The sequence below is a fragment of the Pandoraea sp. PE-S2R-1 genome, assembly GCF_002179865.1.
In the GTDB taxonomy this organism is placed as follows: Bacteria; Pseudomonadota; Gammaproteobacteria; order Burkholderiales; family Burkholderiaceae; genus Pandoraea.
This window is the reverse complement of record NZ_NGUR01000009.1, coordinates 148927-169033: the sequence shown is the minus strand read 5'-3', so window position 1 is coordinate 169033 and position 20107 is coordinate 148927. Positions and strand designations below refer to the sequence as shown.

The 20107-nt window shown below is 62.6% G+C and carries 16 protein-coding genes; 12 read left to right on the top strand and 4 right to left on the bottom strand.

The annotated features are described in order from the left end of the window. Positions 1-381 precede the first annotated feature (381 nt). From CDV44_RS07845 to CDV44_RS07825, 5 genes are all read left to right on the top strand, one after another. Complete coding sequence (locus tag CDV44_RS07845; protein ID WP_087687956.1) at positions 382-1368, top strand: ABC transporter substrate-binding protein; 987 nt, start codon at positions 382-384, stop codon at positions 1366-1368. Continuing rightward, complete coding sequence (locus CDV44_RS07840; protein WP_249277446.1) at positions 1365-2243, top strand: ABC transporter ATP-binding protein; 879 nt, start codon at positions 1365-1367, stop codon at positions 2241-2243. Before CDV44_RS07845 ends, CDV44_RS07840 begins: the two co-directional genes overlap by 4 nt. A gap of 22 nt (positions 2244-2265) precedes the next feature. Next, positions 2266-3027, top strand: coding sequence for an ABC transporter permease (locus CDV44_RS07835; protein ID WP_170935898.1), 762 nt, complete (start codon positions 2266-2268; stop codon positions 3025-3027). A gap of 20 nt (positions 3028-3047) precedes the next feature. After that, positions 3048-3779, top strand: a complete 732-nt coding sequence (locus tag CDV44_RS07830) for an ABC transporter permease (RefSeq protein ID WP_087687525.1) — start codon at positions 3048-3050, stop codon at positions 3777-3779. A 440-nt stretch (positions 3780-4219) separates the two neighbouring features. Further along, positions 4220-6364 carry a TonB-dependent siderophore receptor gene (locus CDV44_RS07825; protein ID WP_249277445.1) on the top strand — a complete coding sequence of 715 codons (2145 nt, stop codon included), beginning with the start codon at positions 4220-4222 and terminating at the stop codon, positions 6362-6364. Between the two features lie 33 nt (positions 6365-6397). Here the strand turns inward: CDV44_RS07825 and CDV44_RS07820 are convergent, their stop codons facing one another. Further along, a complete protein-coding gene (locus tag CDV44_RS07820) occupies positions 6398-7768 on the bottom strand; it encodes an APC family permease (protein ID WP_087687523.1) in 1371 nt (456 codons plus the stop codon). A 235-nt stretch (positions 7769-8003) separates the two neighbouring features. Between CDV44_RS07820 and CDV44_RS07815 the strand changes: the two genes are divergently transcribed. The 7 genes from CDV44_RS07815 (at position 8004) to CDV44_RS07785 (ending at position 15045) form a co-directional block, all read left to right on the top strand. Further along, the gene (locus tag CDV44_RS07815) at positions 8004-9299 is read left to right on the top strand and encodes an MFS transporter (RefSeq protein WP_087687522.1); all 1296 of its coding nucleotides are present in this window, start codon (positions 8004-8006) and stop codon (positions 9297-9299) included. A gap of 286 nt (positions 9300-9585) precedes the next feature. Further along, on the top strand, positions 9586-10497 hold the full coding sequence (locus tag CDV44_RS07810) for a LysR substrate-binding domain-containing protein (protein WP_087687521.1): 912 nt from the start codon (positions 9586-9588) through the stop codon (positions 10495-10497). Positions 10498-10554: 57 nt separating this feature from the next. Further along, positions 10555-11883 (top strand): LLM class flavin-dependent oxidoreductase, encoded by a 1329-nt coding sequence (locus CDV44_RS07805; protein ID WP_087687520.1) that lies wholly within the window; start codon positions 10555-10557, stop codon positions 11881-11883. Between the two features lie 8 nt (positions 11884-11891). Beyond that, positions 11892-12392, top strand: a complete 501-nt coding sequence (locus CDV44_RS07800; RefSeq protein ID WP_087687519.1) for a flavin reductase family protein — start codon at positions 11892-11894, stop codon at positions 12390-12392. A gap of 204 nt (positions 12393-12596) precedes the next feature. Next, complete coding sequence (locus tag CDV44_RS07795; protein WP_087687518.1) at positions 12597-13292, top strand: helix-turn-helix domain-containing protein; 696 nt, start codon at positions 12597-12599, stop codon at positions 13290-13292. Positions 13293-13369: 77 nt separating this feature from the next. After that, positions 13370-14641, top strand: a complete 1272-nt coding sequence (locus CDV44_RS07790; RefSeq protein WP_087687517.1) for an FAD-binding oxidoreductase — start codon at positions 13370-13372, stop codon at positions 14639-14641. Between the two features lie 38 nt (positions 14642-14679). After that, positions 14680-15045 (top strand): cupin domain-containing protein, encoded by a 366-nt coding sequence (locus CDV44_RS07785; protein ID WP_249277444.1) that lies wholly within the window; start codon positions 14680-14682, stop codon positions 15043-15045. On the opposite strand, the gene CDV44_RS07780 is transcribed toward CDV44_RS07785, so the two are convergent. Genes CDV44_RS07780 through CDV44_RS07770 form a run of 3 tightly spaced genes read right to left on the bottom strand, consistent with a single transcriptional unit; the run spans position 15011 to position 19739 of the window. Then, positions 15011-16477, bottom strand: a complete 1467-nt coding sequence (locus tag CDV44_RS07780; protein ID WP_249277443.1) for an efflux transporter outer membrane subunit — start codon at positions 16475-16477, stop codon at positions 15011-15013. The two genes, CDV44_RS07785 and CDV44_RS07780, sit on opposite strands and share 35 nt — an antisense overlap. A gap of 5 nt (positions 16478-16482) precedes the next feature. After that, the gene (locus CDV44_RS07775) at positions 16483-18552 is read right to left on the bottom strand and encodes a MacB family efflux pump subunit (protein WP_305790815.1); all 2070 of its coding nucleotides are present in this window, start codon (positions 18550-18552) and stop codon (positions 16483-16485) included. Next, positions 18546-19739 (bottom strand): efflux RND transporter periplasmic adaptor subunit, encoded by a 1194-nt coding sequence (locus tag CDV44_RS07770; RefSeq protein WP_087687516.1) that lies wholly within the window; start codon positions 19737-19739, stop codon positions 18546-18548. The genes CDV44_RS07775 and CDV44_RS07770 overlap by 7 nt, the downstream gene beginning before the upstream one ends. Positions 19740-20107 lie beyond the last annotated feature (368 nt).

The window sequence follows — 20107 nt, the reverse complement described above, 5'->3', positions numbered from 1 at the left end:
TGCGCTGCATCAAACGCGTGATGTCGCTGCAAATACACCACGCTTCATCGGGGTGCATGCGGCGCGGCGGGGCACCAAACACGGGACGGTATGCACCGATGCGTGACGTTGGCGGCAATTTATAACGTACACATTAATTTTCCGGCTAAAAAATACGCGATGATTCGGTGACGTTGCGTGCATTGATAAGCATCGATATCACGATGAAATGCCTTGATTAATAGGTGTTTAAGCATTGTGCAGCGCAGCTGAGTGCAAACCCCTAGGCGATGGCATGAACATTGCGTTGCAATGATTATTTGAGTGTCTACAATGTATTTGCGCGAACAAGACGCGCGCAAAATCCGACGAACCATTTGCATGTTTGACCCGGAGCTGAAGATGACGAATCTGTTTAAGCGCGCTTGCCTGACGTTGGGCGCCGCTGCCATGTTGCTGCCTGCGGCGCGCGCGGTTCAAGCCGAGGAGATCTCGGTGACGCAGTGGGGTAACAGTCTTTACGGGCTGCCGTATGCCGTGGCGATGGACAAGGGATTGTTCAAGAAGTCCGGCATCGACATTACCGGCATCCTCAGCTCGGGTGGTGGCGGCACCACGGTGCGCAATATTCTCGCCAGCAAGACGCCTTACGGGGAAGTCGCAGTGTCGGCCGCCCTTGCGGCCGCCCGTCAGGGCATGGACGTCGTGATCGTCAACGTTGGCACGCGCAGCGTGGCCGAAGCGTCGATGGTGACGATGCCCAATAGCGACGTGAAGTCGATTGACGATCTGGTCGGCAAAAAGGTGGCGATCACCTCGCCGAAAAGCGTATCGGAAATGCTCTTCCTGATGGCACTTCGCGACAAGGGCATCGATCAGAGCAAGGTTACGCGCGTCGCCTCGGGCGGCTACGTCAACGGCATGACGATGCTGGAGCAGGGCGCCGTGGCCGGTGCGGTCGCCATCGAGCCGCTGTCGATCGTGCGCAAGGACAAATATCGCGTGGTGTACCGCGCGGGTGATCTGCTGCATCCGATGACCACGTCGGTTGGTATCACGACCCGCGAATTCGCCAAATCGAATCCGGATACCTTGCGCGCAATCATTGCAGGCCGCCGCGCGGGCGTCGATGCGACGTATGCCGATCCGGCGGGCGCGGCGAAGATTCTCGAAACCAGCTTCAAACTCACCCCGGCGGTCGCGAAAGAAGCGGTCGACAACATGGTGCGCTCACGGATGTGGAGCACCGGCGAGTTTGATCGCGCCGAACTGGATCGCATGGTCGACGGCCTCAAGCTCGTCGGCGAAATCAAGGACAACGTCGACTGGTCGAAACTCGTCGACACCCGCTTCCTGCCTGCCGACCTGAAGACCAAGGGGACCTTATGAACCTGTCGTACGCGAATCCGATGCTGCACATCGTCGAAGGGGGCGCCGCGCGCGTGCCTGTACCGGTCGAACAACCCGAACCGCACGCGGTACTGACCGGCGTGACACGCTACTTCAGCAAACCCGGCGAGCGCGAATTGTTCCATGCGCTGGGCCCCATCGATCTGACGTTGTTCAAGGGCGAGTTCTTTTCGGTGGTGGGCCCTTCCGGGTGCGGCAAGTCGACGTTGCTCGATGCGCTCGCCGGACTCGCCAAGCCCAGCAGCGGCACGGTGACGTTCGAGGGCATGCCTGTGAAGGGCGTCCCTGACGGCGTCGGCGTGGTGTTTCAGGAAGATGCGTCGTTTCCGTGGCTCACTGTGCGCGACAACATCTCGTTCGGCCTGCGCATGGCGGGCGTCGACGGGGCAGAGGTCAAACGCCGCGTCGACTATGCGATGGGCTTCATGGGGCTGCGAGACTTCGCCAACGCTTATCCCGCGCAACTCTCGGGCGGCATGCGCCAGCGCGTTTGCATTGCGCGCACGCTGGTCATCCAGCCGCGCCTGATTTTGCTCGACGAGCCGTTTGGCGCACTGGATCAACAGACCCGCCTCTTGATGGGCGACGAGTTGCTGCGCCTGTGGCGTGAGACGTCGGCCACGGTCTTGTTGATCACACACGCGCTTGATGAGGCAGCGATGTTGTCGGATCGCGTCGGCGTGATGTCGTCACGCCCGGGCCTGTTCATCGACATCGTCGAGACCGGCTGGGAGAGAGAGCGCGACAGCACGGTGGTGTCCACGCCGCGCTTCGGCGAGATCACCGCACGCCTGTGGGAGAAGTTGCGCATCGAATCGCTCAAGGTCATGGGCGCAGACCGCGCGGCGCACTGATGGCCTGGCACCAGGAGTCATGATGAAACGAGTGATCAAGCGGGAAACCGCGTGGCGCAGCGGCGTGGTGATCGGCTTCGTGCTGCTCATCGAGTTTCTGTGCCGGGTGGGCACCATTCCCGCATCAGTGATGATTGCCCCCAGCGCGATGGCGGCACATGCGATCGAGATACTGCGCGAAGGGCGCTTCATGCACGATATCGTGACGAGTTTCGTCAACATCGTGGCGGCATCGGTCGTGGCAGTCGTGCTCGGCTTTGTGCTGGGTCTGGCAATCCACGTGATGCCCAGCGTACGGCGCGCCGTCGAACCAATTATGGCGAGCTACTACGCGGTGCCGACGTTCATCTTCTACCCGGTGTTCATCGTCCTGTTCGGCGTCGGCTCGCTGCCGATCATTGCCATTGCCGTCATGCTGGCCGTCGTCACCATGATTACGGCCACGTTGACCGGGCTCGATCGCATTCCGCGCTCGCTGTCGAAGACCGCGAGCGTGATGCGGCTCTCGCCCTGGCAGTCGGCGCTGCGGGTCAAACTGCCGGCAGCGCTGCCTTATCTGTTCAGCGGCGTGAAATTGTCGGTGGCGTATGCGTTCATTGGCGTGATTGCGTCCGAGTTCATCCTGTCGGGGTCGGGCATCGGCTACGCCATCGGGTATGCCTACAACAACTTCGAGAACGACGACATGTATGCGCTGATGCTGATGGTGCTGGTCGCCGTCACGCTGATCAATCTGGTACTTAACCGCCTCGACACGCGCTTTCAGGCGCGGCGTCAGCGCTGAGCGGGTCACGGAGAATTCGCATGAAGAAGCTGATCGGACCGTTGGGCGTGGTGCTCGTTGTGGTGCTGGCGTGGGAGGCCTTGCATCTGGCCGTGGGCAGTGCGTCGCTGAGTTCGCCGGCGGACACCGCCGTGGAGCTATGGCAGATGCTGGGGACGGCGTCGTTCTGGGATAACGTGGCAGAAACCGGGCGGGCGTTGATTTACGCCCTGATCATTGCCATCACCGGGGGGATTGCGCTGGGCGTGCTGCTGGGCATCAACCGCATGGCCGGCACCGTGGCCGAGCCGCTGCTCGTCAATCTGTACTCGTTGCCGAAAGTCACGCTATATCCGCTGGTATTGCTGATTTTCGGGTTGGGACTGTCGGCCAAGGTGGCGTTCGGGGTGATGCACGGTCTGATCCCGATTCTCGTTTTCACGATGAACGCCATTCGCCAGATGAAGCCCGTTTATGTGCGCGCCGCCCGAACGATGGCCATGCCGTTTCCGCAGATCGTCTGGCATATCGTGTTGCCGGCGATCTTTCCGGAGATCGTCGCGGGCATGCGTTTGGGCTTTTCGCTCACGTTGCTGGGGGTACTGATCGGCGAGATGTTCGCGTCGCAAAAGGGCTTGGGCTATCTGCTGACCAATGCCATGAACCTCGGCGATATCGGCACGATCATGTCGGTCGCGCTGTTCCTCACCTTGTTCGCGCTGACGTGCAACGGCCTGCTCATGGCCGCCGACAAGCGTCTGAAGCATCGGTGATACGGGTGACCCGCGGGCTTGCCCCGCGGGTCACCCGCCGGACTTGCCGTGCAAGAAGTTGCCAACCGGGCGTTCGTCCTCGTTGATCGCAACGCGCCGACCGATTATCATCTCGTTCCAGCGAAAGAGCGGACAGGACTCCTATAGACGTCCGGAACCGCCGTGCCCATCGCGCTTCGCCACTTCCCCATGAACCGTGCATTGATCCAGTGCATGCGCTTCGCCTATTCGCCATTCGTGCTCGCGTCAGCGTGACAGAAGGGCGCCTCCGATTGATTTCCCCTCATCCTCGCGGAACCGTGCATTGCCGATATGGGCCGTGCTGACCGCCGGTCGAGTATTGATCCATAACGCATGCCATGCCCGCACCAATGAAGCACCGCGATACAGGACCGACCTATTTCTCGCGTCAGCGCGTCAAAACACCCAAACCTCACGTCATGGCTTTACTGCTGGCGACCGTCTTCTCGTCGGGGGTGATGGCACAATCGCCCGCGGCCGCAGGCACGGCACCCCCGGCCGACGACGCGCATAACGCAGGCCAACTGGCACCGACGACAGTGAGCGCTTCGGCGTTAAGCGATACGGACCCGGCCGCGGGTGGTCAGGTCGCCAGAGGCGGGCGCGTGGGCATGCTCGGCGACAAAAGCGCCATGGAGACCCCCTTCTCGGTGACCAGCTACACGTCGGAGCGCATCGAGAATCAGCAAGCCGTGACGCTTGCCGAGGTGCTGAACGCCGACCCGTCAGTCCGATTCACGGGGCAGATTGGTGGCGTCACGGATTCCTTCTTCATTCGTGGCTTCCCGATCAATGAGGGCAATCTCTCCGAAGTTGCCTTCGACGGTGTTTACGGGGTGTCGCCGAACTATCACCTCTTTACCGAATACATCGAGCGCGTCGAAGTGCTGCGCGGTCCGGCCGCGTTGCTCTACGGAATGTCGCCGAATAGCGGCGTGGGTGGCGTCGTCAACATCGTTCCCAAGCGCGCACTCGCCAAAGATCTGACGCGAGTCACCGTCGACTACGCCACTAAGAGCCAGGCAGGTGTCGCCGTCGATGTCAGCCGTCGATTCGGCGATGAACGGCAATGGGGCATTCGCTTCAACGGCTTGCACCGTCAGGGCGACACGGCGCTGGACAACCAGTCGTCGCGCGCCGAGGTCGGCGCCTTGTCCTTGGACTACCGTGGGACACGTCTGCGCGCATCTCTTGATGTGATTGAGCAATACCAATGGGTCGACGCCCCGACCCGCCCATTTCTCGTCGCCGCCGGCATCCCGGTGCCGTCGGCCCCGAGCGGCGCACGTAACGTGACGCAGAAATGGGGGTGGTGGAAGTCCAACGATCTCTCGACGCTGGGGCACGTGGAGTACGACCTGTCCGACAACGTGACGGTCTTCGCCGACGCAGGCACGGCAAAATCCGACGTTTCGCGGCTGTCGGATCAAACGCCGACGATTCTGGACGGCTTCGGCAACACCTCGGCTGTTCCGCAGAACTGGAAATTTCAGGTCAATCGCACCACGCTCGACACGGGCGTCAGGGCGAACTTCCGTACCGGCGGCATCTCGCATGCCGTGACCGCCCAAGCGAACTACTACACCGATCGTGTCGCCTCCGGCGCCAATTCCGGCACGGCGGTGCTGTCGAATATCTACTCGCCCGTCGATCGGCCGGAACAGTTCATCGGCGCCCCGACGCGCGTCCCGCTGGCGTCTACCTCGACGCTCTCGGGCATCGCCTTGGCCGACACGATTGGCCTGTTCGCCGACCGGCTGCAACTCACGCTCGGGCTGCGCGGACAACAGGTTCGGTCGAACAATTACAACGCCGTCACCGGTGCGGTTTCGACGGCCTATGACAAAAGCGCCGTCACGCCGTTGGCCGGCGTGGTGTTCAAGGCAACGCAAGACATTTCGCTGTACGCCAATTACATCGAAGGTCTGAGCAAGGGCGACGTGGCGCCGACGACCGCGAGCAATGCGGGTGAAGTGTTCGCGCCGTACAAGACGCGACAAAAGGAGGTCGGCGTCAAAGTCGCCATGGGCGGCGTCATTGCGACGCTCGCGGCGTTCGAGATTACCAAGCCGAGCGGTTCGCTGAGCGGCACGGTGTACAGCGTGAACAGCGAGCAGCGCAATCGCGGTCTGGAACTCACGATGGCCGGCGAACCTTATGCTGGCTTGCGGCTGATCGGCGGGATGACGTGGTTGAACGCGCAACTGACCCAAACCCCGAATCCCGCAACGCAAGGCAAACGTCCTGTCGGCGTGCCGCAACTCATGGCGAACGCGGGCGTGGAGTGGGACGTGCGGTGGATGCCGGGCCTCACGCTGACCGGCGCGGTGACCTACACCGCGGACGAGAACGTCAACCAGACCAACACGCAGTCGGTGCCCTCATGGACGACGGTCGATCTGGGCGTGCGATACAAGACGAAGCTGGTCGGGAAAAGTACGACGTTCCGGGTGGGCGTGAACAATGTGTTCGACCGGCACTATTGGTCGGGCGTGGCTTCCTACGGGACGATCTCGCTCGGCGCCCCGCGCACGCTTTACGCGTCGGCCGCCGTCGATTTCTGACCGTCTGACCTTCTGACCTGGGCGCGGGCTGCCTCAGCCCGTCGCCACGCCCCAGATGCGTTTGCGGTTCAACAGCAGGGGGATCGCGCCGATGGCGATGCCGCCCATCCCGACGATATTCGTCACCCAGTCAAAGGTCGGGATGCTGTAGAGCGCGATAAAGAACAGAAACGCGCCGCTCGCCACCGGCCAGATCACGTGGGTCACTGCGACCCACGGCCCCTGTGTCAGTACCTTGCGGTAGTACCAGCCGCAGGCGAACCCGGTCAGTCCTAAATAGAAGCAGATCTGGAAGCCGATCGCAGTAATCGAGTCTTGCAGGATCACGTTGATGGTCGGGAGATAAGACGACATCAACAGCAGTACGAGTCCGGTGATCCAGATGAAGAAGATGGCGATGTGGGGCGTTCGCCAGCGGGGATGCAGCCGCGCATAGCGATGGTGGAGGGCGCCGTCGCGGCTCTTGGCGAACAGCGTGCGCGTGAACTGCAACATCTGCGTCTCGACCGTGCCCACCGTGCTTAGTAACACCGCGATGATCGCGACGTAGCCCCACGTCGGCCCGAGCAGCTTCTCCGCAATGGCGAAAATGATGTTCGTGTTGTAGTGCTGGATCTCGGCGTCCGACAGCCCGAGCAGCGCGATGACAATGAAGACGAGGAAAAACACCATCAGGAACACCATCGACCAGAATGCCGCCCGGCCCGGGGTACGGTTCGAATCGCGGGTTTCCTCGCTGAGGTTCATGGTCACGTCCCAGCCATAAAAGAAGAAGATCGCCACCAGCGCACCGCTGGCAAACGTCTTGGGCGTGAACGCCAGCGGCCAGAACCAGCCCCACGAGAACGCATGCTGCTGCGCGTGCGGAAACACGAAGAAGCTCGCGACGATGATCACGAGCAGGATGATGCCCTCGACGACCGTCATCAGCACCTGCACATAACTGGTGAGTTTGATGCCCTTGACGACCACCGCACTGACGAAGGTGAGCCACGCGGCCGCGATCAGCGTCACGTAGTGCACGTTATTCATCATGGGGCGATTGAAGATCAGCAATGTGGCATTCGCCGCCGGAATCATGGCGGACACCATGAACACGCAGCACAGCACCAGCAGCGCCCAGCCCGCAAAGAAGCCGAGGCCGCGCCCGAAGACCATGCTGACCCACGAATAGGACGTACCGGCGCTCGCCAGCGCGCGGTTCATATTAATGAACGCGTAGGCAATGCCGAACATGATGAGCCCGCACACCAGAATGCTGGCCGGCGAGAGGGTACCGGCCGTCCCGATGATCGTGGATGTCGTGATCTCGATGCTGTAGGCGGGTGCCGTGCCGGCGATGCCCATGATCACGGATTCGACGATACCCAGCGAGTCGGCGTTGAGCTTGGCGGGTGAGTCCATGGGCACGCAACTCGCGGTTGTCGTCGATGGGTCGACTTTTACTCCGAGCCGGACCAACAGACAAGTCAGGTTGTCCCGCGAATCGGCCAATTCCACACAATTTCAATCAGAAAGAAATTTCACCAAAATTCATCGAATAATTTCACATAGGTGAAATCTCTAATATCGACGTGGAATTCGGCTGCTCAGAATGCAGGCTCAGATCACTGCAACGCCTCGCCCTGGAAGGTCGCATATGGATACCACCGAAATCGGCTGTTTCACTACCCGGCAGCCCCGCAAGGGAAACCGGACCCGCGATGTGATCGCGGCGAACTTTGGCACGTTCTTCGAGTGGTTCGATTTGCTGGTGTACGCGATGTTCGCGATCACCATCTCGAAACTGTTCTTCCCGCAGGGCGATCCGCAGTCGGCACTGCTGTTCAGCCTGATGACGTTCGCAAGCTCCTTCCTGATCCGTCCGGTCGGGGCAGTGGTGCTGGGCATGATGGCCGACAAGGTTGGCCGGCGTGCCACCTTGAGCTTCGCGGCCATGCTGATGCTGGCCGGCACGGTGCTGATCGCCGTATCGCCGACCTATGACACGATCGGCGTCTGGGCGCCGGTGATTCTCGTCACGGGGCGTTTGCTGCAAGGCTTCTCGGTAGGCGGGGAGTTCGGTACCGCCAACTCGTATCTGACGGAGCAGAGCGCCTCGCGCAAGGCGTTTTTCGCCAGCTTGCAATTCTCGGCGTCGGGTCTTGCCGTGCTGGCCGCGTCGTTGTTCGCGTACTTCCTGAACCACTTCCTCACGACGGACCAGATCAATTCGTGGGGCTGGCGTCTGCCGTTTCTGTTTGGCTGCCTCATCGGGCCGGTGGGCCTGTATATCCGCTCGAAGATCGAAGAGACGGCTGACTTCGAACAGGTCAAGCGCACGGGTGCCACGGTGCAGAACCCGCTGGCCGAGACGTTCCGGTCGCACAAGCGTTTTGTGCTGATCGGCGCGGTGGTAGCGGCCGCCGGCGTGGTGGCCAGCTTCCTGAACCTCTACATGCCGACGTTCGCGATCAACAATCTGGGGCTGACCAAAGACGACGCTTTCATCGCCTCGATTTGCAGCGGTGTGGTCTGCACGTTCGTGCCGATGCTCGGTGGTATCGCCGCTGACCGGCTTGGCACGGTGAAGGTGATGCGCACGGCGTTGATCCTCGGCGTGATTCTGGTGTTCCCGCTGTTCCAGATGCTCACGCGCTCGCCATCGCTGCTGACGCTGGCGGTCTTCCAGTGCACGCTGTCGTTCGTGTTCTACAGCTTCTACTACGCGCCGATCGGCTCGCTGCTCTCGCAATTGTTCCCGACGTCGTGCCGCACGACTGGGGTGTCGATCGCCTACGTGGTCGCGCAGACGTTCTTCGGCGGTATCACGCCGCTGGTGGTCGGCTTCATGGTCAAGGCGACGGGCAGCGTGATGGCCCCGGCGTACTACATCGTGATCATTGCCGTGTTCGCGCTGATGGGGCTGTACGCCAGCCGCAAGCATGTGACGTGATGGCCTGACGTAAGACCTGGCGAGACCCGGCGAGGCCTTGTAACGCCTCGCACAGTCCCGACTGACTGACGTTTCAGCCCGGCCGCCCCTCAGGGGTTGCCGGGTTTTTGGCCTTGGCGAGGCCACAGCAGGTCGACGGGTGCAAGTGCGCCGGCCGTATGCAGTTTCTGCAATGACAACGCTTATTGATGCCATTGTCTGCACGGCAACGCTGCGCCAAGATGATTTCACGTGCTTGTCACCCGATGCCTCACACGGCACGAGGGCGAGCCCTCTGGAGTTCACGATGAACATTCGACAACTGGAAGCCTTTCGCGCCACCGTCATGGCCGGCACCGTCAATGGGGCGGCGGAGATGCTCGGGACGTCGCAATCGACCGTCAGCCGGCTGATCGGTCACCTTGAACGCTCGCTTGCGTTGCCGCTGTTCGATCGGGCCAACGGCCGGTTGGCCGTCACGCCCGAGGGGCAGTTGATCTTCGAGCAGGCCGAGCACGCTTACCGGTCGTACGAGCGCATCCGGGAGTTGGCCGGCGATGTCCGGCAAAACCGCGTGGGTCATATCGCTATCGCGTGCATGCCGGCGTTGGGTCTTAGCTTTCTGCCGGGCGTCATCAAGGCGTTCTGCGAGAAATACCCCGGCGTGACGATCTCGCTGGAGATCCAGTCATCGACGCGCGTGGAGGACTGGATTGCCGCGCAGCGGACGGATTTCGGTCTGGCCGAGCTGCCGTTCTCCCGCGCCGACGTCGCCGTCGACGAGTTCTGCCGGGTGCCGTACTACGCCATTCTGCCGCCGGGCCACGCGCTGGCAGCCAAGCGCGAGTTGCAGCCGCGCGATGTCGACGGCCTGCCGTTCATCTCGATGACGAGCGTCTGTCAGGTGCGCCATCACGTCGACCAGTTCTTCGACGCACATGGCGTGCGCCGCGTGACGTCGCTGGAGACGTCCTATCTGCAAGCGGTCAGCGAATTCGTCCATCTGGGCATGGGCGTTGCGCTCGCCGATCCGTTCACGGTGCACGCCAATCTCGACCGGGTCGTGGCGCGCCCGATGCGTCCCAGCCTCGATTTCGGCGTGGGCCTGCTGTATCCGCGGCACCGGCCGCTCCCAAAGGTGTGTCGCACCTTCATTGCGTTCATGCGCGAATACCGCGACCGGTGTTTCGCCGAGGTTGCGGCGCGCTGCGGTGTCTAGCGTGCTGCCAGTCAACCCATCACCCTTATCCGTCAGCTTTTGAGAAGAGACCGCCCCATGACGACTGATCGCAAAATGAAACTCGGCCTGTCGATGCGCTACCTCGGCTACCACGTGGCCGCTTGGCGTCATCCCGACGTACCGGCTGCCGGTGCGCTCGACTACCGTTACTTTCTGGCGAATGCGCAGAAAGCCGAAGCCGCCAAGTTCGACATGATCTTCTTCGCCGACGGGCTGGGTATCCGGGCGCAGGACAACCCGCGCGGCGCGCTGGCCCGGGACATGCGCAACGCCGAGCTGGAGCCGCTCACGCTCTTGGCTGCGATTGCCGCGCACACGTCCAATATCGGTCTGGTCGCCACCGCTTCGACGACCTACAACGAACCGTTTCATGTGGCCCGCAAGTACGCGTCAATCGACCACATCAGTGGCGGGCGTGCCGGCTGGAATGTGGTGACGTCTTGGTCGAACGAGGAGGCGCGCAACTTCGGCCGTGACGAGCATCTGGGCTACGAGGAGCGCTACGAGCGCGCCGACGAGTTCGTCGAAGTCGTCAAATCGCTCTGGCAAAGCTGGGAAGACGATGCGTTTATCCGAGACAAGGCGAGCGGCGTGTTCTACGACGAAGACAAGCTGCATGTGCCGAACCATGCGGGGAAGCACTTTCAGGTCCGTGGCCCGCTGAATTCCGCGCGCACACCGCAGGGGCGGCCGCTCATCGTGCAGGCGGGCGCGTCGGAAGCCGGGCGGGCGCTGGCAGCGCGCGAAGCCGATGTGGTCTACAGCAATTCGCACAACCTTGCACACGCACAAGCGTACTACCGCGATTTAAAGGGGCGTCTTCCCGCCCATGGCCGTGCGCCGGACGACCTGTTGATCATGCCGGGGCTGACGCCCTTCGTCGGCCGAACCCGGCAGGAAGCGCAGGACAAGTTCGATCAGTTGCAGGAACTCATCGACCCGATCAGCGGGCTGGCCAGCCTGTATGACGCGCTGGGTGATCTGTCGGGCTATCCCGTGGATGGGCCGGTGCCGCAGATCGAGCCCAGCCGCAACATCCGCAGCATTGCCGACAACCTGCTCGCGATGGCGCGCGACGAGAATCTGACGATTCGCCAGTTGTATCAACGCGTGGCCGCCACTTACACGGTGCGCATGGTGATCGGCACCCCGGCGGACATCGTCGATCAGATGGAGGAATGGTTCTGCAACGAGGCCGCCGACGGTTTCAATATCTGCCCGGCCACACTGCCGCACGGCATCGACGACATGGCCGGGCTGGTCGTGCCCGAGTTGCGCCGCCGGGGACTGTTCCGCACCGAGTACGAGGGCAATACGCTGCGCGCCAATCTCGGACTGACGCCGTTGACGTACCGGCAGGGCTGAACGACATCATGACTTCCACCGTCCAGATTCCAGACTTTCAGCGGGCAATGGCGTCGTTCCCCGGCGGTATCACGGCCGTGACGACGCGTAGCGCCGACGGCCCCATCGGCATCATTGCGACCGCTGTGTGCAGCCTTTCGGCCGAGCCGCCGTCGATTCTCGTCTGTGTCCATAAGCGCGCGTCGGTCCACGACAGCATTCTCGAGGCCGGGCGTTTCGCAGTGAATCTGCTATCGACCGGCCATCGCGAGCTTGTCGCGCGCTTTCAGCAGGAGCGAGGAGCGGCGCGCTTCGAAGCCGATCTGTGGACGCAACTCGAGACGGGGGCGCCGATTCTCGCCAGCGCTGCGGTGGCGCTCGACTGCACGCTGCTCGACACCCACGACGGCTACTCGCACACGATCATCGTGGGCGCCGTCTCGGCCACCCGTGTCAGCAACACGCCAGACGACGGTTGCCTGCTCTGGCACGGCCGAACGTATGCGCAAAGCACGCCGCTGATGGCATGAGGTGACAAATAACGACAGAGGGGTGGGGGGATCCGGATTGACGCCATATCGAAATCACTCTAATCTTTTTGAAGTGTGATTGAAATTCACCGGCGTACGTTTCACACGCCCCGGTTTGCGTCTCTCTGGTGTTTCCGATTCCTTTTCGTCCTTTTCGTCCTTTTCGTCCTTTGCGTCCTTTGCGTCCTTTTCGTCCTTTTCGCCATGCCATCGAAGCCGAAAGCCGTCACCGCCGCGCCGCTGTCTGCATTCTCCGAGTCTGACCCCGAGGCATCTGGCCGTATCGCCGATGATCTGGACCCCGAGGTTCAGGCGAGCGATATGGAGTTAGGTATGCGTTTGCGTGCGATGCGCACCGAGCGCAAGTTCACGCTCAAGGACCTCGCGGCGCGCGCCAACATGTCGATCGGCATGCTGAGCCAGATCGAGCGCGGCGTGAGTTCGCCATCGATGCGCTCGCTGCGTCAGCTTTGTCACGCGCTCGGCGTGGATGGGGCGGCGCTGTTCACGTCGATGCCCACCGTCGCAGAAGACGCACCGAGCGCCAGCACCGAGCCGAACGAGTTCGTCGTCTGGGCGAGCCAGCGCAAACCGCTGCGGCTGGCGGGCTCGGGCGTCACGAAGTCGCGCATCACACCTCTGAATTGCGCGTCGCTCGAGGCTTTCATGATGGAGCTCGAACCCGGCGCCGCGTCCGATTCGAATCTGTTGGTGCAAAGCGGCGACAAGGTGGGCTACGTGCTCTCAGGCAAGTTGCGCGTGTTCATCGACGACTCCACGCTGGTCCTCGGCCCCGGCGACACCTACGGCTTCACCGGCAACCGCCCGTATCGCTGGGAGAACGCGTGGGACGAGCCCACGGTGTTCATGGTCGTGAACAGCAACCACTTCTACGTGTGAGCGCAGCAGCAGTGCAGAGGCTGTGCAGATTGCGCGCGAACTCCCGAATTCTTTCTCCTATTGTCGGCAGGTAATTTATGGCTAGCGTTCTCCCCAAACAGGTCGATGTCGCGATCATCGGGGCAGGCATCATCGGAATGAGTACCGCGTGGGCGTTGGCCAAAGCAGGCTTGCGCGTGGCGGTGTTCGAGAAGGGCGTCATTGCGGGCGAGCAGTCGTCGCGCAACTGGGGCTGGATTCGTACCGTCGGCCGCGACCATAAGGAGCTGCCGCTGGCGATGCAGGCGATTGGTCTGTGGAAGGAAATTCAGGCGCAGCATGACGTGGGCTACCGCCAGACCGGCGTGGCGTATCTGGCAGAATCGCAGGACGATCTGGATGGCTACCGCAAGTGGCTCGACAAGGCGCTGCCGCTGGGCGTGCCCGCCGAATTGCTGAACCGCGACCAGTTGCCTGACTTGTTCAAGTCTCGCTCGGCGCGTCACTGGATTGGGGCGCTGCATTGCGCGTCTGACGGTGTGGCTGAGCCCGAACGCGCGACGCAGGCGATTGCCAAGCTGGCGATCGCGGCCGGCGCGCAAGTGTTCGAACAGACGGCCGTGCGCGGTCTCGATCGTGAAGGCGGGCGCACGAGCGGCATCGTCACCGAACAGGGTCGCGTCGCGGCTGATGCCGTGGTGCTGGCCGGTGGCGCGTGGTCGCGTCTGTTCTGCGGCAACACGGGGGTGAGCTTCCCGCAGTTGAAGGTGCACGCGTCGGTGCTTCGCACGACGCCCGTGGACGCCGGACTCGATCTCGCGATCAACGGCAAGGATTTCACGTGCCGCAAGCGCGCGGACGGTGGCTATTCGGTGTCGCAATTGGGCGCGTCGGTGGCCGACCTCACGCCGGACAGCATTCGTCTGTGCCGCCAGTTTTTCCCGGCATGGCTCTCGGAGAAGAAGTATCTGAAGCTGCGGGTCGGCAAGCGCTTTCTCGACGAATTGATGATGCCGACCCGCTTTGGGTCGGATGCGGCGACGCCGTTCGAAGCGCATCGCACGCTCGACCCGGCCCCCGGCATGAAGTCGATTGGTGTCGCGCTCGACAAACTCAAGCAGGCCTTCCCGGAATTCCAGCCAGCGCAAGTCGCGCACGCATGGGCCGGTTTCATCGACGTGACGCCCGACGCCATTCCGGTGATCTCGGGCGTCGACAGCGTGCCCGGCTTTTATCTGGCATCCGGCTTCTCGGGCCACGGCTTCGGCATCGGGCCTGCCGCCGGTGCACTGATGGCCGATCTCGTGCAAGGCAATACGCCGTTGGTCGACCCGCATCCCTTCCGCTTGTCGAAGTACGACAGGCATTGATTCCTACGTCATTCCCAATTGATAGAAAGAGGTAAGTTGTGGCCGAAAGTCATTCGCATCTGGTGCGCTTCAGCGCAGGTCCTTTGCAAAACCCGGAGATCGGCAAGCCGCGCCGTCCGATGGAAGGCGATACCGTGTTTCGCAGCATGACGGGCTTCGAGGGTAACGGCGGCCGTGCGTCGTCCGGCATCTGGGAGAGCACGGCAGGCAAGTTTCGCTCGGATACCACCGGGTACATCGAATTCGGGTACATCCTCGAAGGCGAGTGCCGCATCGTCGACCCGGACGGCACCGTGCATGCGCTGAAAGCCGGTGATCCGTTCGTGATGCCTGAAGGCTACAAAGGTCACTGGGAAGTCGACGCGTTCGTCAAGAAGGTCTGGTTTGTCTCGCTGACGAGCTGACGAGCTCACCTGCCGGTGGCGGCTGCCAGCCGCCGCCGAGCGCCTTGTATAACGCCACCGATGCCTGAAGTCTTGCCAGTCGCAACTGCACTTGCAGATCGAGCGAGGCAAACAAAGTGCGTTGCGTATCAAGCAAGGTGAGCATGGTGTCGGCACCGGCACGGTAGCGCGATTGCGCCAGCGTGAACGCCGTCCGCGCCTGCGATAGCTCGCGTTGCTGTGCCGCTTGCTGACGGTCGATGCCGTCGATGGCGTTGAGCGACGCCTCGACGTCACCAAACGCCGCGACGATCGTGCGCCGGTAGTCCGCCAGCAGCGCCTCACGCTGCGCAACCCGCAGATCACGCGCACCCGCCAGCGCACCGCCATGAAAGATCGGCGCGCTCAAGGCTGCCGCGACGCTATACACCGGATTTTCCAGCACCGTATTCAAGCGACCACCCGAAAACCCGATGCCGCCCATGAGCGAGACGGACGGCAGCATGCGCCCGCGCGCTTCGAGCACGTCGGCGTCGCTGGCGGCTAGCAATGCTTCGGCACGCGCGATGTCGGGACGTCGCGCAATAAGATCGCGGGGGAGCGAGGCCACCGTGGGTGGCGCGGTAAGTGTGTCCAGCATCGGCGTGTTCAAGGCGACGTCGCCGAGGTGGTGTCCGATCAAAACCGCCAGTGCATTCTCACTATCGGTTGCGTCTTGGTTTCGGGCCGCGACATTACGCAGCTGCGCCTCGTAAAGCCCTTCCTGCTGTGCAAGATCGAGGGAAGTCGCTTGTCCAGCCTGCGTCTGCGAACGAATTAGGCGCAACACCTGTGCGGCGATGTCGCGTTGCTGTATGGCGATGGACACTCGCTCGCGCGCCGCCGCCAGCGATAACCAGACATTGGCAGCGCCCGCCGTCACGGTCAGTCGAACGGTGTCGCGGTCAAAGGCGCTGGCGCGCATTTGCGCGAGCGCGCTGTCTCGGGCGGCGCGATTCGCGCCCCAGAAGTCCAGCTCGTAAGTCGCCGTCAATCCCAGCGCCAGCGTGTTGCCGGACACGTCGGCCTGACCACCCATGCGTCCTTGCCTCGACGCAGAACCGCTGCCATCGAGCGCGGGCACCAATGGGGCGCCCGCAATCCGTGCCAGCGCCTGTGCCTGCCGGACGCGGGCATACGCGGCGGCCACGTCGAAGCTGTCGCGTTCAGCCAGCGCCACGACCTGATCGAGCGACTCGCTCCCGAAGGCATGCCACCACGTTTGATCGACGGGCGCGACCTGAGATGGCACAACCGACGTCGCGCCGGAGCGCCAGACGGCAGGCGTTGCCACGTCACGCGGTGCGGACGGTTCGTGCAACGCGCACCCGCTGACGAGCAGTGCCGCGCACGCGAGCGACAGGCATTGCGCTGTCGTACGGCGAGTGATGAATGAAATGAGCTGGCGGCGCATGGCGGTCAATCGCTGGCAAGCGCGACGATGGGATCGAGGCGGGCGGCCTGACGTGCGGGCATGTAGCCGAACACCAGCCCGGTGACGAGGGCGCACCCAAACGCGGCGAGCATGGCGCGCACGGAGAAGACCAGATCGACGCCCCAGAGAATGAGCGCCACACCGAAGGCAAGGCCGACGACCGTACCCAGCACGCCGCCCACCGTCGATACCATGACTGACTCTGTCAGGAATTGACGCAGGATGTCGGCCTGCCGCGCGCCCGTGGCCATGCGAATGCCGATCTCGCGCGTGCGCTCGCGCACCGTCATGAGCATGATGTTCATCACGCCGATACCGCCGACCACCAGTGAAATCGCGGCAATCAGGCCGAGCGTCAGCGTCAGCGTCTGCTGCGCCTCGCTCTGCGCCTTGAGCGACGCCGCTTGGTTATAAACCTGAAAGTCCTTCACATGATGGGCGTCGGTCAGCACCCGAGTGATCTCCGCCGCCGTGTCGTCGACCTTGTCGAGATCGTGCACGAGCACAGAGATCCACGAGAGATTTGCCGTGCCGAAAACACGTCGGCTGCCGGTGCTGGAGGGCACAAGCACGACGTCGTCATCGTTCGACTGGCCGGACGTAGCGCCTTTTTCCGTCAACACGCCAATGACCTGAAACGGCACGTTGTTCACCAGCACATATTGGCCCAACGGATCGGCCGGACCGAACAACTTCATGCTGATGCGCTTGCCCAGTACGGCGACGGTGGCCAGTGTGCGCACGTCCTGACGGGTGAAGAACGTGCCACGCGACACGTTCCAGTTCAGCACGTGGGGCGCATCTTCGGTCACGGCCCACAAGCGCGTGCCGACATCGACGTTGGCCGCGCGAACCGTCGTTTTTCCAGCAAAGAAGGGCATGGCGATATCGACGTTGGGCACTTGCGCGAGCAGCGCGGCGTCCGCTTCGGACAACGTGCCGCCGGGACCGCGCTCGGTATCGCCTCCCGGTGTCACGTACATCCGGTTGGTGCCGAAACTCGCAATCTTGGCCATGACGGTGCGCTGCGTGCCGGTGCCGATGGCGAGCATCACGATCACCGACGCCACACCGATGATGATGCCCAGCAGCGTGAGCAGCGTGCGGAAGCGATTGACGAGCAGCACCTGCCATGCGGCTTGCACGGCTTCATGGATATCCGCCCATGGTGACGCGGCGCGCGAAAGCCCGTGCGCCATGGTGGTGGCGAAGTTCTGCGCGTTGAGCGTCCATCCAGCGCCGTCGCTTGGCGCAGACGATGACGGCTCGGCAGGCGAGGGGAGGGACTCGGCGTCACGCGGCGCTTCACCGGTGTCGGACACGATCAGCCCGTCACGAATCTCGATGACGCGTCGCGCCTGACTGGCGACACCCCGATCGTGCGTGATGAGAATCACGGTGTGGCCCGCGTCGGCCAGTTCGCGCAGCAATGCCATGACCTCGGCGCCGCTGCGGGTGTCGAGCGCCCCCGTCGGCTCGTCCGCGAGAATGATGCGGCCGCCATTCATGAGCGCGCGGGCAATCGATACCCGTTGCTGCTGACCGCCGGAGAGTTGGTGTGGCCGGTGATGAACCCGCCCGTCGAGACCCAGACGGGTCAACAATTCCGTCGCCCGGCGGTGCCGGTCCGTGCGGGACAAGCCGGCATAGACGGCGGGGACTTCAACGTTGTGCAGGGCGTCAAGCGTGCGGATCAGATGGTAGTTCTGGAACACGAATCCGAACGCTTCTCGGCGCAACCAAGCAAGCTCATCGGCACGGAACGACGCGATGTCCTGACCGGCAAAGCGGTACTGTCCGGACGTCGGCCGGTCGAGGCAGCCGAGCAGATTCATCAGCGTCGACTTGCCCGAGCCGGAGGCGCCGACAATCGCGACGAACTCGCCCGCATCGATTTGCATCGAGACGCCACGCAGCACCTGTGTTGCCGGTGTACCGCCGGCGCCCCCGTAGCTGCGGCAAATATCGACAAGTTCGATCAGCGGAATATGCGTCGGGAGTGGCGAGGGCGGCGGTTCACCGCCTGCCACCGGGGCGTTGGTTCCGGTTACCACTGGAATCTCCCCGCGCCCGCGCGGACGTTGCTGATCGAGGTGATCAGCGCGTCGCCCTGCTCGAGCCCCTCAAGCACTTCACCATCCAGCCGGTCCCGCAAGCCGATGCGCACCTTGCGCTCGACGCGCTTGCCATCGACGAGCACCTTGGCCATGAAGAGGCCGGCCTGCGCATTCACGGGGACGAGCGGCGTCATGGGCGACAGCAGCACATTTTTCGCCGAGGCGATGACGAAGAACACCTGTGCCGTCATCTCCGGCATAAGGGCGCCGTCTTGATTGTCGACGTCGACCAGCACGGTATAGAGCACCACCTTGCCGGTGCTGCCCGTCGGACTCTGCTGCGACGCGTCGCCACCGCTCTTGTCGAGTGGCGTGGGCGGCGCGGGCAGCACCTGTCGCACGGTGCCGTGCCAGCGTCGCGGCCCGCCGTCGGTCTGGCCGCCCAGTGTCGTGAAATAGACCGGCATGCCCGCCTTCACATGACTGATGTCCGCCTCGGAGACCTGCGTCCACACGGTCATGTGCGACAGATCGGCGATGCGCATGATCAGCGGCGTCTGATAGGTGGCGTTCAGCGTCTGACCCTCGCGGGCGTCGAGCGTGACCACGGTGCCGGTCATGGGCGCGTAAATGCGCGTGTAGCCAAGCTGCGCCTCGTCTCCCTTGAGCGTCGACGTGGCGCCGTTGATCTGCGCATGCAAGTTGTCGATCTTGGCGAGAGCGACATTCAGGTTGGCTTGTGCGGTCTGAACGTCTTCAAGGCGTGTCGATCCGTCGGCCATCATCTGCTGTTGACGCCCCGAACGCTGGCTGGCCAGCACACGTTCGGCCTGCGCCTGTGCAAGCTGCGCATGCAGGCTCGCGAGACTGGCGCGATCGGCGTCGACCTTGGCCTGCTGGACCGCAGGATCGATCTCGACGAGCAGGTCACCTTTGTTCACGCGCGTGCCGGGCTGCACATGGAGACGGCGAATGGCGCCGGACGCCTGTGCCCCGACGTCGACATAGCTGCGCGGGCGCAAATTGCCCAAGGCAGTGACCGTCAGTTCCAGATTGCCCCGGTTGACCGTGGTGGTTTCGACCTGTTCCACGCTACGAAATATCGTGAACCACAGCACGAATGCCAACAGCACGACGACAAGGAGGAGCAGGGTGCTGCGAATTCGCTTCGGTTTGAATGGCATCGGCTTCGATAGCGTGCACAGCCAACGCCATCGTGGCGCCGGCAAATCATTTGGATGGCGAAGCGGTGGACGGCAGCGATCACCGCACGAGCGGCGCCAAGTATAGAACGATTCTCATTTACAGAGAAATCCTATCGTCTTCAGTGTTTTGATATCTACGGCGCGTTGTCATAAAAATATGACGAAGATGAAGGATATTTAGGCCGCAATGATCAGAATTCGATTGACAGCCGTGGTGTCTCTTTTGTAGATTCACCATCTCTAATGAGTAATGATTCTCATTAACTAGCCATAAATCATTGGCTGATTCGGTACGTTTCCGGGTGCCATCCGGATGTCAAAGTACTAAGGAATTCGAACCTTTTGGG